Source organism: Nonomuraea sp. NPDC052265, from assembly GCF_044547985.1.
GTDB lineage: Bacteria > Actinomycetota > Actinomycetes > Streptosporangiales > Streptosporangiaceae > Nonomuraea.
Window position 1 is genome coordinate 20,607 of sequence record NZ_JBIUBJ010000011.1, and the last position, 13,499, is coordinate 34,105.

General features: G+C 70.8%; 17 protein-coding genes. 11 read left to right on the forward strand and 6 right to left on the reverse strand.

Features of this window, described 5'->3' with window-relative positions; genetic code table 11:
* The first annotated feature begins 73 nt into the window (after positions 1-73).
* Both phoU and ACIHAD_RS28755 read left to right on the forward strand, forming a co-directional pair.
* Positions 74-718 carry a phosphate signaling complex protein PhoU gene (gene phoU, locus ACIHAD_RS28750; protein ID WP_397357743.1) on the forward strand — a complete coding sequence of 215 codons (645 nt, stop codon included), beginning with the start codon at positions 74-76 and terminating at the stop codon, positions 716-718.
* A 316-nt stretch (positions 719-1,034) separates the two neighbouring features.
* Positions 1,035-1,772 (forward strand): SAM-dependent methyltransferase, encoded by a 738-nt coding sequence (locus tag ACIHAD_RS28755; protein ID WP_397357745.1) that lies wholly within the window; start codon positions 1,035-1,037, stop codon positions 1,770-1,772.
* A 601-nt stretch (positions 1,773-2,373) separates the two neighbouring features.
* Here ACIHAD_RS28755 and ACIHAD_RS28760 read toward each other — a convergent pair.
* From ACIHAD_RS28760 to mshA, 3 genes are read right to left on the reverse strand one after another with little or no spacing between them, the layout of a single operon-like run.
* Positions 2,374-3,117 (reverse strand): phosphoglyceromutase, encoded by a 744-nt coding sequence (locus ACIHAD_RS28760; protein WP_397357746.1) that lies wholly within the window; start codon positions 3,115-3,117, stop codon positions 2,374-2,376.
* Positions 3,118-3,156: 39 nt separating this feature from the next.
* Positions 3,157-3,636, reverse strand: coding sequence for a YbjN domain-containing protein (locus ACIHAD_RS28765; RefSeq protein WP_397357747.1), 480 nt, complete (start codon positions 3,634-3,636; stop codon positions 3,157-3,159).
* 43 nt (positions 3,637-3,679) lie between these two features.
* Positions 3,680-4,957: a D-inositol-3-phosphate glycosyltransferase gene (gene mshA / locus ACIHAD_RS28770; RefSeq protein ID WP_397357749.1), complete on the reverse strand. Its 1,278-nt coding sequence runs from the start codon at positions 4,955-4,957 to the stop codon at positions 3,680-3,682.
* Positions 4,958-5,051: 94 nt separating this feature from the next.
* Here mshA and ACIHAD_RS28775 point away from each other — a divergent pair, with 94 nt between their 5' ends.
* Positions 5,052-5,798 carry an SDR family NAD(P)-dependent oxidoreductase gene (locus tag ACIHAD_RS28775; RefSeq protein WP_397357750.1) on the forward strand — a complete coding sequence of 249 codons (747 nt, stop codon included), beginning with the start codon at positions 5,052-5,054 and terminating at the stop codon, positions 5,796-5,798.
* A gap of 5 nt (positions 5,799-5,803) precedes the next feature.
* Positions 5,804-6,625 carry a class I SAM-dependent methyltransferase gene (locus tag ACIHAD_RS28780; protein ID WP_397357751.1) on the forward strand — a complete coding sequence of 274 codons (822 nt, stop codon included), beginning with the start codon at positions 5,804-5,806 and terminating at the stop codon, positions 6,623-6,625.
* Here ACIHAD_RS28780 and ACIHAD_RS28785 read toward each other — a convergent pair.
* A complete protein-coding gene (locus tag ACIHAD_RS28785; RefSeq protein WP_397357752.1) occupies positions 6,592-7,101 on the reverse strand; it encodes an O-acetyl-ADP-ribose deacetylase in 510 nt (169 codons plus the stop codon). The two genes, ACIHAD_RS28780 and ACIHAD_RS28785, sit on opposite strands and share 34 nt — an antisense overlap.
* Positions 7,102-7,189: 88 nt before the next feature.
* Between ACIHAD_RS28785 and ACIHAD_RS28790 the strand changes: the two genes are divergently transcribed.
* The 5 genes from ACIHAD_RS28790 to ACIHAD_RS28810 all read left to right on the forward strand — a co-directional run bounded on the left by ACIHAD_RS28790 (position 7,190) and on the right by ACIHAD_RS28810 (position 9,902).
* Positions 7,190-7,546, forward strand: a complete 357-nt coding sequence (locus ACIHAD_RS28790; RefSeq protein ID WP_352319711.1) for a BlaI/MecI/CopY family transcriptional regulator — start codon at positions 7,190-7,192, stop codon at positions 7,544-7,546.
* Positions 7,543-8,448, forward strand: a complete 906-nt coding sequence (locus ACIHAD_RS28795; protein ID WP_397357753.1) for a M56 family metallopeptidase — start codon at positions 7,543-7,545, stop codon at positions 8,446-8,448. Before ACIHAD_RS28790 ends, ACIHAD_RS28795 begins: the two co-directional genes overlap by 4 nt.
* Positions 8,449-8,509: 61 nt before the next feature.
* A complete protein-coding gene (locus ACIHAD_RS28800) occupies positions 8,510-9,004 on the forward strand; it encodes a helix-turn-helix domain-containing protein (protein ID WP_397357754.1) in 495 nt (164 codons plus the stop codon).
* 3 nt (positions 9,005-9,007) lie between these two features.
* Positions 9,008-9,418: a hypothetical protein gene (locus ACIHAD_RS28805; RefSeq protein WP_397357755.1), complete on the forward strand. Its 411-nt coding sequence runs from the start codon at positions 9,008-9,010 to the stop codon at positions 9,416-9,418.
* 124 nt (positions 9,419-9,542) lie between these two features.
* The gene (locus ACIHAD_RS28810; RefSeq protein WP_397357757.1) at positions 9,543-9,902 is read left to right on the forward strand and encodes a DUF2516 family protein; all 360 of its coding nucleotides are present in this window, start codon (positions 9,543-9,545) and stop codon (positions 9,900-9,902) included.
* A 1-nt stretch (position 9,903) separates the two neighbouring features.
* Here the strand turns inward: ACIHAD_RS28810 and ACIHAD_RS28815 are convergent, their stop codons facing one another.
* Positions 9,904-10,512, reverse strand: a complete 609-nt coding sequence (locus ACIHAD_RS28815) for an SGNH/GDSL hydrolase family protein (protein WP_397357758.1) — start codon at positions 10,510-10,512, stop codon at positions 9,904-9,906.
* Between the two features lie 115 nt (positions 10,513-10,627).
* Here ACIHAD_RS28815 and ACIHAD_RS28820 point away from each other — a divergent pair, with 115 nt between their 5' ends.
* Positions 10,628-11,362, forward strand: coding sequence for an alanyl-tRNA editing protein (locus ACIHAD_RS28820; protein ID WP_397357759.1), 735 nt, complete (start codon positions 10,628-10,630; stop codon positions 11,360-11,362).
* On the opposite strand, the gene ACIHAD_RS28825 is transcribed toward ACIHAD_RS28820, so the two are convergent.
* Positions 11,359-12,276 carry a TetR/AcrR family transcriptional regulator C-terminal domain-containing protein gene (locus tag ACIHAD_RS28825; protein ID WP_397357760.1) on the reverse strand — a complete coding sequence of 306 codons (918 nt, stop codon included), beginning with the start codon at positions 12,274-12,276 and terminating at the stop codon, positions 11,359-11,361. The genes ACIHAD_RS28820 and ACIHAD_RS28825 overlap by 4 nt on opposite strands.
* 112 nt (positions 12,277-12,388) lie before the next feature.
* On the opposite strand from ACIHAD_RS28825, the gene ACIHAD_RS28830 reads away from it, so the two are divergent.
* Positions 12,389-13,477: an FAD-dependent monooxygenase gene (locus ACIHAD_RS28830; protein ID WP_397357761.1), complete on the forward strand. Its 1,089-nt coding sequence runs from the start codon at positions 12,389-12,391 to the stop codon at positions 13,475-13,477.
* Positions 13,478-13,499: the final 22 nt, after the last annotated feature.

Sequence of the window (13,499 nt, forward strand, 5' to 3'; positions counted from 1 at the left end):
ATGAACGGCCCTTTCCCGGAAAGTTCACCTCGCAGTAGAAGTTCGTTCATCGAGCGGCACGTACGGTGACGACATGCGCGACGCGTACCATGAAGAACTTGATCTCCTGACGGGCAAGCTGGTCGAGATGACGAGGCTGGTCCGCTCGGCCATCTCCCGTGCCACCACGGCCCTCCTCGACGCCGACCTCCAGCTCGCCGAGAGCGTCATCTCCCGCGACCAGGAGGTGAACGCCATCTTCGCCGACATCGAGACGTCGATCTTCGAGCTGATGGCCAGGCAGCAGCCGGTCGCGGTGGACCTGCGAATGGTCATCACGGCGCTGCGCATGGGCACCGACCTCGAACGGATGGGCGACCTCGCCGTCCACGTGGCCAAGGTGGCCCGGCTGCGGCACCCTGACTCGGCGATTCCGCCCGAGACTCGCTCGACCATCGTGGAAATGGGGCAGATCGCCGAGAACCTGGTCACCAAGGCCGGTAGCTGCGTGGCCTCCCGGGACGTGGAGTCGGCCCTTGAGCTGGAGCAGGACGACGACGCCATGGACCGGCTGCACCGGCGGCTGTTCCGCAACATCCTGGCCAAGGACTGGCAGCACGGGGTCGAGCCGGCCATCGACATCACGCTGATCGGCCGGTACTACGAGCGGTACGCCGACCACGCGGTGCGGGTGGCGCGGGACGTCGTCTACCTGGTCACCGGCTCCCGTCCCAGCTAGCGGTCGCGTCCGCTTCCCTTCAGGGCTCCCTTCGAGAGGGGCCCCGCACCACGCCCTCGGAAGGCGGGCTCTTCACCTGGTCCCTGCGGGCGACACCCTCCGGGGTGCCGCCCGTTTCACTTGCCCGTGGCCCTCCGGGTGGCGGGCGCGCCGCGCGTGCGGCGGCGGGCGGGGCCGGCGTGGCGGCGGGACGCTCGGCAGGGCCGGCAATCCGGCTGGACAAACAGTGGCAAGCGCCGACAGATGCCTGCAAAACGCCTCGCCGCCTGGGGAAAAGCGGATGCGGCATGGTCTCCGCCTGTGGCAGGCTCCGCCGGTGAATCGTGAACAGATCTCCCGACTCGCCCATGCGGATCATCCGATCGCGGCTCCGCTCGACGACGAGTCGGTGCGCCGCCTTCTGGACCGCGCCCTCCCCCAGGGCGGCTCGCGGGTGCTCGACCTCGGCTGCGGCGGCGGGGAGTGGCTGCTGCGCGCGCTGGCGACGTACCCCAAGTCGCAGGCGGAGGGCGTGGACATCGCCGAGAGCGCGCTGGCGCACGCCCGCGAGAGCGCGGAGGAGCTCGGCGTCCAGGACCGTCTCGTCCTGCATCGCGAGGACGCCGCCGAGTTCAACTCCCCGCACGCGTTCGACCTGGTGATCAGCGTCGGGGCGACGCACGCGTTCGGCGGCCTGCTCCCCACGCTCGCGGCGGCGCGCGAGCATCTGGCTCCCGGCGGACGCGTCCTGGTCGGTGACGGTTTCTGGGCCCAGAAGCCGTCACCCGAGGCGGTGGAGATGCTGGGCGAGCTCACCGACCTGCCGACCCTGATGGACCACGTCACCGCCGACGGCTGGATGCCGGTGCACGGCCACATCAGCACGCGCCAGGAGCTCGACGACTACGAATGGGCCTGGACGGGGTCGCTGACGTCGTGGGCCCTGGACAATCCCGACGATCCAGACAGGTGCGAGGCGATCACGACGGCCAACACCCACCGCGCCGAATGGCTGCGCGTCTATCGGGACGTCTTCGGGTTCGTCAGCCTGATCCTGCGCCCGACGTCCGACTGACGACCGCCTCGCCCCGGTTACGTCACGAGACCGCCTGCCCGGCTCCTGCACACATGCCGCCGTGCCAGTTCACCCCAGACCGCGGCGGCACGGGCATACGGCCCCCTGGCGGTCTCCTCGTAGTCCCCTCGCTCGGCGACGCGCCGCACGAAGAACTGCGCCGCTTCGAAGCACAGGACGTACTCCTCACAACAGGACGCTTCAACCACGCGTACGAGTCCGCGCGTGACGTGGGGCTCCCACGACGGCACGTCAGACCGTCCCGCCTGGAACACCGGCTTCGCCGGCGGAAGGAAGAGGGCAGGAGCGCTCAGCCCTGGCAGAGGTGCTCACATCCCCGAAAGCATAGGCACCCTGACGCAGAACGGCCCACACATTGCGCTGTCCGGCATCGGTGACATAGCTTCCCCCAGCCCACGCCACACCCCGCGTGAGGGGATGGGAGTCCCCTCACGCGGGAGCTTGCCTTCGCAGGACGTCCCTGAGCCCCGGCCACGCGGAAGCGCCCCGGGGCGAAGCCCTTGGCTGGAGGGCCGGGCTCGCTCCGGGAACGAAGTCCTTGCGCTCATGGCGCGGAGCGCGCCCGAGAAGCTGTGGGGCGTCAGCGGCCCTGGTTGGCCACCGCTTCGATGGCGGCCTTGGCGGCCTCCGGGTCGAGGTAGCGGCCGCCGCGCACCTTCGGCCTGAAGTCGGCGTCCAACTCGTACGCCAGCGGGATCCCCGTAGGGATGTTGAGCCCCGCGATGTCCTCGTCGCCGATGCCGTCGAGGTGCTTGACCAGCGCCCTCAGGGAGTTGCCGTGCGCGGTCACCAGGACGGTACGCCCGGCCGCCAGGTCGGGGACGATCTCGTCGTACCAGTACGGGAGCATGCGGTCGACGACGTCCTTCAGGCACTCCGTACGCGGCATGAGCTCCGGCGGGAGGAGGGCGTAGCGGGGGTCGCCGGCCTGGGAGTATTCGTCGTCGTCGGCGATGGGCGGCGGCGGCACGTCGTACGAGCGGCGCCAGAGCATGAACTGCTCGTCGCCGAACTCCTCGCGTGTCTGGGCCTTGTTCTTGCCCTGGAGGGCCCCGTAGTGGCGTTCGTTCAGCCGCCAGCTGCGCTTGACCGGGAGCCAGAGCAGGTCGGCCTCGCCCAGGGCGAGCTGGGCCGTCTGGATGGCCCGGCTCAGCAGGCTGGTGTGCAGGACGTCCGGCCGCAGACCGGCCTCCTGCAGGAGCCGGCCGCCGCGCCTGGCCTCGTCCTCGCCCTTGGCCGACAGGCTGACGTCCACCCAACCGGTGAACAGGCCCTTCGCGTTCCAGTCGCTCTCACCATGCCGTAGCAGCACCAAAGTCGCCATGCGGCCAATCCTATGGCCGCCGTGCCGAGCGGCAGGAGGTCACTGCCCCGGGTCGGCGAAACGGGCGAAAGCCTGCAAGTTGGCCAGGGACTCGCCGCGTTTGGCACGCCACTCCCACTCCCGCCTGATGGACGAGGCGAAGCCCAGCTCAAGCGCCCGGTCGAACCAGTCGTCGGAGTACGTCAGCACGCAGCCGAGCAGCCGGTCGATCTCCTCCTCGCTGACGGCGGCCAGCGGCACCCGGCCGACGAGGTAGACGTCGCCGACGGGGTCGAGGGAGAAGTGCACGCCGTACATGCCGCCGTTCCTGCCGAGGAGCCAGCGGTAGAACTCCTCGTGGTTCTCGTCCGGCTGGCGGCAGAAGAACGCCTCGACGTGCAGCACCCGCTCGCCGACGATCAGCCAGGTCATGGTGGCGAGCTTGTGCTGTCCGGGCAGTTTGACCAGGAACGCCCCGGGCCGCGGCTCGTCGTAGGAGACGTCCGCGGCCTTGAGCGCGGCTTCGACGACATCGCGCATGGGGTACAGCTTAGGAGCGCGCGGCGTACGGCCATGAAGCCCGCTAGAAGTTGAGTGCCACGGGCACCTTGTGCAGATTCGCGACGGCGCCCGCGTACACCTCCATGAGCCGCCCGGCCGTCGCCTGCCAGCCGAAGGCGGCCGCGTGCGTACGGGCCCCCCGCGACAACTGCTCGCGCCACTCCGGCGTGGTGACGAGACGATGCAGGACGCGGGCCCATTCGTCGGGATCGTGCCCGTCCACCAGCACCCCGGAGACCCCGTCGTGGACCGCGGTGCGCAGTCCGCCCACCGCCGCCGCGGCGACCGGCGTCCCGCAGGCCTGCGACTCCAGGGCCACCAGCCCGAACGACTCGCTGTACGACGGCACCACGGTCACGTCGGCCGCCCGGTACCAGTCGGCCAGTTCCTCCTGCGGGGCCGGCGGCACGAGCCGGACCACGTCCGAGATGCCCAGCTCACCGGCCAGTTCCGTGAGGATGGACGGCCGGGCGAGCCCGTTGCCGGACGGCCCGCCGACGCACGCCACGACCAGGCGGCCGCGCAGCGAGGGGTCGTCGATGAGCATGCGCGAGGCCGCGCGCAGCAGCACGTCGGGGGCCTTGAGCGGCTGGATGCGGCCCACGAACAGCAGGACGCGCGCGTCCTGCGGCAGGCCCAGCCGCTGCCGGGCGGCGCCCTGCGAGGCGGGCTGGAAGACGGTGAGGTTGACGCCGGGGTTCACCACGGCCACGCGCTGCTTGGGGGCGCCGTACAGGTCGATGAGCTCGCGGGCCTCGTCGGCGGTGTTGGCGACGAGGCGGTCGGCGATCTCGACGACCTGTTCCTCGCCCACCACGCGGGCGTGGGGCTCCGGCTTGTCGTCCTGGGCGAGCAGGAGGTTCTTGACCTTGGCCATGGTGTGCATGGTGTGCACGAGCGGCACGCCCCACCGCTCCTTGGCCAGCCAGCCGACCTGCCCGGACAGCCAGTAGTGGGAGTGGATGACGTCGTAGCGTCCGGGGTCGTACATGGCCTCGGTGCGCAGCACCTCGGACAGGAACGCGCAGAGCTGGCCAGGAAGGTCGGCGCGGTCCATCTCCTCGTACGGCCCGGCCGTCAGGTGACGTACCAGGACACCTGGGGCGAGTTCGGCCACGGGCGGCTGGTCGCGGGCGGTGGCCCTGGTGAAGATCTCCACCTCCACGCCGAGTTGCGCCAGTCTCCTGGCCGACTCGACGATGTACACGTTCATGCCACCGGCGTCGCCCGTGCCGGGCTGGTCCAATGGCGATGTGTGCATGCTGATGGTCGCGACCCGGCTGACCCGTCGTCGCCTCACTCGACATCACCTCCAAGCGGAATACAACTATCCAGATTTTTTCGGCATTCCCTGCCGCGGGTCGCACCGCGTCCGCCCTGGCAGGATGAGGGGCATGCAGAGAACGGCAGTGGTGACCGGTGCGAGCGGCGGGATCGGCGAGGCGACCGCGCGGCGGCTCGCCGCTGAAGGTTACGTGGTGATGGCGGGCGCACGGCGCCGCGACCGGCTGGACAAGCTGGCCGCGGAGGTGCCCTCGATCAGGCCGGTGACGCTTGACGTGACCTCTCAGGAGTCGGTTGACGCGCTGGTGAGCTCGCTCGACCGCTGCGACGTGCTGGTCAACAACGCCGGTGGCGCGCTCGGCATGGAATCGGTCACGGACGGCCTTCTGGACGACTGGCAGCAGATGTACGACACGAACGTACTCGGCTCCCTGCGCATGACCCAGGCGCTGATCCCCAAACTCGTGGAATCCGGCGACGGCGTGCTGGTGATGCTGACCTCGACCGCGGCCCTGGTCTCGTACGAGGGTGGCGGTGGCTACTGCGCGGCCAAGCACGCCCAGTCCGCGATGGCCGAGACGCTGCGCCTTGAGCTGGTCGGGCAGCCGGTCCGGGTGGTCGAGATCGCGCCGGGCATGGTCAGGAGCGAGGGCTTCGCGGTCACCCGCTTCCGCGGGGACGAGACGGCCGCCGCCCGCGTGTACGAGGGCGTGCCCGGCCCGCTGACCGCCGAGGACGTGGCCGACGCCATCGCCTGGTGCGTGACGCGCCCGTCCCATGTCAACATCGACCGCCTGGTGATCAGGCCGCGCGCCCAGGCCGCCCAGCACAAGGTGCACCGCGTCAGCGGTGGCTGAGCCGGATGGCCAGACCGGTCGGCGCGATCACGCGCGGCACGACGTGGCACAACCGGCTGCGCCGGGTCGACCGCTGGACGGCCGCCGTGCACGGCCCGGCCCTGCGCGCCGCCGTACGCCCGCTCGTCGTCGACCTCGGCTACGGCGCCTCGCACACGACCACGCTTGAGCTGTTCACCCGGCTGCGCGCGGTCACGCCCGACGTCGAGGTGGTCGGCATCGAGATCGACCCGGCCAGGGTGGCCGCGGCCAAGCCGTACGAACGGGAAGGGCTGAGCTTCGCGCTCGGCGGCTTCGAGCTGCCCGTCCCGCGCCCGCCGACGCTGGTACGCGCCTTCAACGTGCTGCGCCAGTACGGCGAGGCGGAGGCGTGGCACTACTGGGACGTGCTCCGCGGCAAGCTGGCCCCCGGCGGCGTGCTGGTCGAGGGCACCTCCTCCGAGACCGGACGGCGGGCGGTCTGGGTGGGCCTGTCCCCCGACGGCCCGCGCACGCTGACGTTCTCCGCCCGTTTCGACGCCTTCGAGCGGCCTTCGGACCTGGCCGACCGCCTGCCGAAGACCCTCATCCACCGGAACGTGCCGGGTGAGCGCATCCATGCGTTCCTGCGCGACTTCGACCATGCATGGGCGGTCAGCGCCCCTTACGGGGTGCACGGGCTGCGGCAGCGCTGGCTGGCGTCCGTGCGGCTGCTGGCCGGGCAGTGGCCGGTGGCGGTGCGCCCGCCGCTCGGCGGCCCGGCGAGGTGGCGGCTCGGCGAGCTCACCCTGCCCTGGTCGGCGGTGGACCCGCGTCAGGAGGAGAGCCGCGCGCGGAACACCTCGTAGGCGGCGGCGTCGAACAGCACGAACCTGACCTCCTCGACCGACGTCCCGGCCGCGCGCACGGCGGTCACGGCGATGCGCGCGGCGTCGTCGAGCGGCCAGCCGTAGATGCCCGTGGAGATCGCGGGGAAGGCCACCGTCCGCGCGCCCAGCGCGTCCGCCACCCGCAGCGACTCGTGGTGGCAGGCGGCCAGCAGCTCGGAGCGGTCCTGCGACCCGGAGTAGACCGGTCCGACCGTGTGGATCACCCAGCGGGCCGGCAGCAGCCCGGCGGTCGTGGCGACGGCCCGGCCGGTCGGCAGGCCCGCGGCGAACTGCCCGGCGCGCAGCCGCCTGCACTCCGCCAGGATCTCCGGCCCGCCGCGCCGGTGGATGGCGCCGTCGACGCCCGCGCCGCCGAGCAGGGAGGAGTTGGCCGCGTTCACGATCGCGTCGATCCGCTGCTCGGTGATGTCGCCCTGCACCAACGTGACTTTCATCTCACCGAGCCTGCCAGCCGGGGTTTCGCGCCGCCACTTGCCGCTCCCGGATGCCAGCTCGACGCTTTGTAGAGCTACCCTGAAGGGCGTGAAGGGTCTTGGCGAGCTTGAGCGCAGCATCATGGACATCCTCTGGGCGGAGCACAACCCGTTGACCGCCCGCGAGGTCGGCAGGCTCATAGCCGATCGCGACCTCGCCCCCACGACGGTGATGACCGTACTCGACCGCCTCACGCGCAAGGGCTTCCTGGAGCGCACCAGGGACGGCCGCGCGTGGCGTTACGAACCGGCCGCGAGCCGTGACGCCTACATCGCCGAGCTTATGCTTGAGGCGTTGGACCTGACGGGCGACCGCTCGGCCGCCCTGACCCGCTTCGCCCAGGCCGTGTCGGGCCCGGAGGCGGAGATCCTGCGGAGAGCCCTCACGGAGCTGGAGGAAGAGTGATCACGGCAGCGGTGCTAGCAGCGCTCGCCACGGCGTGCGCGCTCGGCTCCTGGCGTTTCACGACGGCCCGGTGGACCTCCCGCGCCCCGAGGCTCGCCATCATCGTCTGGCAGTCCCTGGGCGTGGCCTGGGGCCTGGCCACCACCGGCGCCATGCTGGCCTACGCGGTCCTGCCCTACGGCGTGGGCGTGCTGCCGGGGCTGATCGCCTTCGCGCGCGGGGAGACGCCGTCCGAGGCGTGGGACCCGCTGCACGTCCTGGCCATGATCGCCGGTCTCACCTCGCTGGCGGTGCTGGTCGTGGTGCTGCTGACGGCCGGCGTGCAGGCGTTGCGCGCGCGGCGGCGGCATCGCGTGCTGCTCGCGCTCATCTCCCGCGACGACCCCGGCGTGCCGGGGGTGCGGGTGCTCGACCATCCCAGCGCGGCGGCGTACTGCGTGCCGGGGTTGCGCTCGCAGGTCGTGGTCAGCGCGGGCGCGCTGGAGTTGCTGTCGCAGGACGAGATGGCGGCCGTGCTGGCGCACGAGGCCGCCCACGTGCGTGAGCGGCACGACCTGGTGCTGCTGCCGTTCGCCGCGCTGCGCCGGGCGCTGCCCTGGTCGAAGGTCGTGGCCGACGCGCAGGCGCAGGTGGAGCTGCTGATCGAGATGGCCGCCGACGACCGTGCCCGCCGCTACTGCTCGCCGCGCAGGCTGGCCACGGCACTGCTCAGGTTCGGTACGGCCGGCGCCATGCCGACCCCGCACGGCATGCTCGGCGTGCACGCGCACAACGTCATGGCCCGGGTGGACCGCCTGATCAAGCCAGGGCCGGAATTGTCAGCATTTGTCCGGTACGGCTACCTCGCCCTCTCTGTGAGCTTGCTCACCACCACCCCCTTCCTGTGGGTCTACCAGCTCTGACTGCTTGCAGGTGTTAGCCATCCCGTTTGCAATTGCAAGCACAGGACGGCAGACTGTGGGCATGGCACTACCGAAAGTCGGCTCGATCGGCGAATACATCCGTGAGCAACGGCAACAGGCGAAGATCTCGCTGCGCCAGCTCGCGCAGGCGGCGGGGGTCTCCAACCCCTACCTGAGCCAGATCGAGCGCGGGCTGCGCAAGCCGAGCGCGGAGATCCTCAACCAGATCGCCAAGGGTCTGCGCATCTCCTCGCAGGCGCTCTACGTGCAGGCCGGCCTCATCGAGGATCGGGAGCCGCCGAGCGACGTGATCACGACCATCAACGCCGACACGCTGCTCACCGAGCGGCAGCGCCAGGTGCTGATCGACATCTACGAATCGTTCCGCAAGGAGAACCGCACCGAGGGCGAGCAGACCTCCCAGAACGCCCGCCCTCAGCACGACTCCACCGCGGACGACGAGCCGCCGCTGCCCGAGGAGTATCTCGCCGCGCTCGAGCCCTACGCGGCCTCCCCCGGCAACGGGACCGTCACCCAGGAAACCAAGGAAGGTTAACCCATGACGCTTGCCACCGAGGTCAAGAAGCTCACCGACTCCAAGCCCTTCTACGCGTTCGCGGGCGCCGGCGACTTCGCCGTCGAGAAGCTGCGCGAGCTGCCCGAGCAGCTGCGCCAGCTCCAGTCCCGCCGCTCGGAGCTGGCCAGGGACCTGCCCGACAAGACCCGTGCGTACGCCGACAAGGCCGAGGGCTTCGTCCGCGAGTTCCCGGACAAGGCCCGCGAGTACGCCGACCAGCTGAGCAACAAGGCCACCGAGGTCTACGAGGACTTCGCCAGCCGTGGCCGCAAGGTCGTCAGCAAGACCACCGGCGAGGCCGCCCTTGAGCTGGAGGAGGTGTCGGAGGCCGCCGAGCCGCCCGTCGCCGAGCCCGTCAAGAAGACGACCCGTACCCCTCGGGCCAAGGCCTGACCGAGCAGAAGGGCTCGCCTCCCCGGAGGCGGGCCCTTTTCTCTTCCGGTGCCCGCCTGTCGGGGACGCCTATTAGGCTGGGGCCGATTTCATCGCGGCGTTGGGTGGAGCCAGCAACATGAATATGATCAACGGCGTTTTCAACTTCCTCTTCCTGGTGCTCGCCGCCGTCATCCTCGGCATGTCGGTCTACGCGCTGGTCCACGCGGCACGCGTGCCGACCAACGCGTTCGTCTCGGCGGGCAAGCTGCAGAAGAAGATCTGGCTGCTCATCCTCGGGCTGGCGACCTTGCTGTCCGGCGGCGGCGCGCTGGGTTACTTCAACGACTTCATGCAGGTCGGCGGCATCACGTTCATCGGGCTCAACGGGATCGGCCTGTTCTCCATCCTGGCCGTCATCGCCGCCACGATCTACATCGTCGACGTGAAGCCCGCCGTCAAGGGCATGGGCCGCGGCAACAGCGGCCCCTACGGCCCCTGGTAGATCAGGCCAGCTCCGCCGCCAGCCACGCGGCGATGCGCTCGTGCCCGACGAACGTGGGATGCACGCCGTCGGGCAGCACCGTCTCCGACGGCCTGCCGGTCACCCACTTGCGGCGCATCGGGTCGAGGAACGGCACACCCGCGGCGTCCGCCACCTCCGCCAGGGCGTCGCGCACCCGGTAGGCCTTGGCCGGGGTGTCCTCCAGCCAGATCGGGCCGACCATGACGACCCTGGTGACCGGCCAGCGGCGGCGCACCTCGGCGAGCAGGCCGGCGGCGGCCTCGCGCACCCGCCCGGTGCTCCAGCGCTGGTCGTTGTGGCCTCCGGAGATGACCAGCACGTCGGGGGCCGGCCGCCAGGCCAGCTCCTCCTCGAACGACCGCCGGAACGTGCGGCCCACCTTGCCCTCGTTGAGGTAGCCGGTGCCACCGGCTCCGGCGATCACCGGCTGCCAGCCGAGCAGGCGCGCCGACTCCGAGGCATAGGTCCGCCAGGGCGGCACGGGGCCGGAGCCGACCGTGAAGCTGTCGCCCACGAACATCATCACGGGCACCGCCGGACGAGCCGGAAGGGCGGCCTGGGGCGCCCGCTGCGGCGGCGTATTGGCCACTGCACTACTACATGCCGAAACTCCAGCAAAAATCCCCATTATCGCGACGACCGGGGCGATTCTTCCTCGAAGCATCAGGCCACGCATTATCACCCCGGGGCATTAGGCTGCCGATATGACCGCCGACCTCCACGGACGCACGCAGCGGCTCGAACTGTCCGACCAGAGCCTGCGCGACTTCGAAGCCGTCGTGCTGGACGCGACGCCTGAGGGGATCGTGCTGAGCAGGTCGGCATTCTATCCAGGCGGGGGCGGCCAGCCGGCCGATCACGGAGTTCTGGTCTGGCAGGGTGTGGAGACGCGCATCGTCGGGGTGCGCAAAGGCGACGATCTCCACCTGATCCCCGCCGAAGGCGACCCGATCCCGCCCGCCGGCACGGTGGTGGAGGCGGCCGTGGCCGACGCCCGCCGGTCGGCGCTCATGCGGACGCACTCGGGGCTCCACGTGCTGTGCGGCGTGGTGTTCAGGGACTACGGCTGCCTGGTCACCGGCGGCAACATGGACGAGCTCAGCGCCCGCATGGACTTCGACCTGCCCGAGGTGCCGCCCGGCTTCAAGGAGGCCGTCGAGGACGCCTGCAACGCCGAGATCGTCGCCGACCGGCGCATCGACGTGCGCGTGTTGCCGCGGCGGGAGGCGTTCGAGATCCCCGACATCATCCGCACGGCCACGAACCTGGTGCCCGAGACCGTCCAGGACGTGCGCATCGTCGACATCGTGGGCCTCGACACGCAGGCCGACGGCGGCACCCACGTGGCCTCGACCAAGCAGATCGGCCGCATCAAGGTGGCCAAGATCGAGAGCAAGGGCCGCGGCTTCCGCCGGCTGCGCATCGCGATCTCCGACTAGCGCCCCTCCACCAGCCCGGCGAGCCCGTCGAGCAGCGCGTCGAGGCCGAAGGCGAAGAGCCGGTCGAGGTCGAGGTCGAACTCGCCGCCCAGCTCCTCGATGACGCCGGAGAAGGCGGTCAGCCGCCCCGACTCCGCCAGCGCCTGGAGCTCCCCTTCCCGGCTGGTCATCCACTCGTCGGCGGTCAGCCCGGTCGCGGCCTGGGCCAGCTGCTCCATCTCTATGTTGGCGGCCAGGCCCTGGACGAAGCTGAACAGCAGGGTGTGCACGTGCATCTTGCTCACGGGATCGAGGGGCGAGCCCTCCAGCGTGCGCATGACCCACTCGGTGTGGGCGATCAGGCTGGCCGAGGGCAGCGGCCTGGTCAGTGAGGTGACCCTGGCCATCCACGGGTGGGTGCGGTAGCCCGCCCACTGCACCCGGGCGGCGGTCTCCAGCCTGGCCCGCCATCCGTCGGGCGGCGGGTCCGGCAGCGGGAACTCGCGGATCACCTGGTCGATCATGAGCATGACCAGGTCGTCCTTGCCTCCGACGTGCCGGTAGAGGGACATGGTCGCCACCCCGAGCCGGCCCGCGACGCCGCGCATGGTCAGCTCGGCGAGCCCGTCGGCGTCGGCGATCTCGACGGCCGCGGCCACGATGCGGTCGCGGCTCAGGTCGTCGCCGGACGGGACGGGGGCCCGCCGCGCCCCGCCGCCGCGGCGCTCGGCCACGATCGTGCCGACGCGCGGCTCGGCGATCACCACGCCCTCCTGGGCCAGCACCGTCAGCGCCTTGGCCGCCGTGGCGAGGGCGACCTCCCAGTCGCGGGCGAGCTGCCTGGTGGAGGGCACCCGGTCGCCGGGGCGCAGCCGGCCGTCGGCGATGCGCCGCCTGATGTCCTCGACGATGCGCGCGTAAGGCGGAGCCGTCATCACACCCCTCTCTCTGTACTAGTACAGATCTTATCAGCGATGCCTTGTGAGCTGCTGTATGTACGCCGTACATTCAGGTTTGCGTACAACGTCAACAGCAAGGAGCGGCATCATGAAGGTTCTCGTCTCGGGGGCGAGCGTCGGGGGTCCCGTCCTGGCCCACTGGCTGCGGCGGCGCGGCTTCGAGGTCACGCTCGTCGAGCGCGCGCCGCGCCCGCGCAAGGGCGGCCAGGCCGTCGACATCCGGGGTGCCGCCCTGGCCGTGGCCGATCGCATGGGCGTCCTGGAGCAGGTCAGGGCAGCGCGGACGACCATGCGCGGCATGTCCATGTACGACGGCGACGGCAACGAGATCATGCGCAGCACCGAGGAGACGGTCAGCGGCGGCCTGCTCGACAGCCCGGACATCGAGATCGCCCGCGACGACCTCACCGCGATCGTCAACGCCGTGGCCGACGCCCCCTGCCGGTACGGCGACTCCATCGCCACCCTCACCCAGGACGACGCAGGCGTGGACGTGACCTTCGACAGCGGCGTCCGGGACCGCTACGACTACGTGATCGGCGCCGACGGCCTGCACTCCAACGTCAGGAAGCTGACCTTCGGCCCGGAGCAGCCCTTCCTCAGGCACCTCGGCATGTACGTCTCGATCTACACCGCCGACAACTTCCTCGGCCTGGACCACTGGCAGGTCTGGCACCGCGAGGGCGAGGCCGGGTTCGGCCTGTTCAGCGACCGCGAGCCGGCGGTGATGAAGGTCAACATGGGCTTCGCCGCGGGCCCGCTCGACTACGACCACCGCGACGTCGAGCAGCAGAAACACCTGGTCCAGGAGCACTGCTCGGGGCTGCGCTGGCAGGCGCCCGAGCTGCTGGAGGCCATGTGGAAGGCCGACGACTTCTACTTCGACGCCATGGCCCAGGTCGAGATGGACCGCTGGTCGAAGGGCAGGGTCGCGCTGATCGGCGACGCCGGATACTGCCCCTCGCCGCTGTCGGGGCAGGGCACCAGCCTGGCCATGGTGGGAGCGTACGTGCTGGCCGAGGAGCTCGGCCGGGCCCCGAAGGGTGCCTTCGACCGGTACGAGCGGCGCATGCGGCCGTACGTCGCCCTGAACCAGGCTCTCGCCCTGGAGAACCCCGGCATGGCCGCCTCGCCCGAGAGCGTACGCCGGGCGGCCGAGGCCATCACCCTGGATTGACACCCGCAACCGCTACGATGTC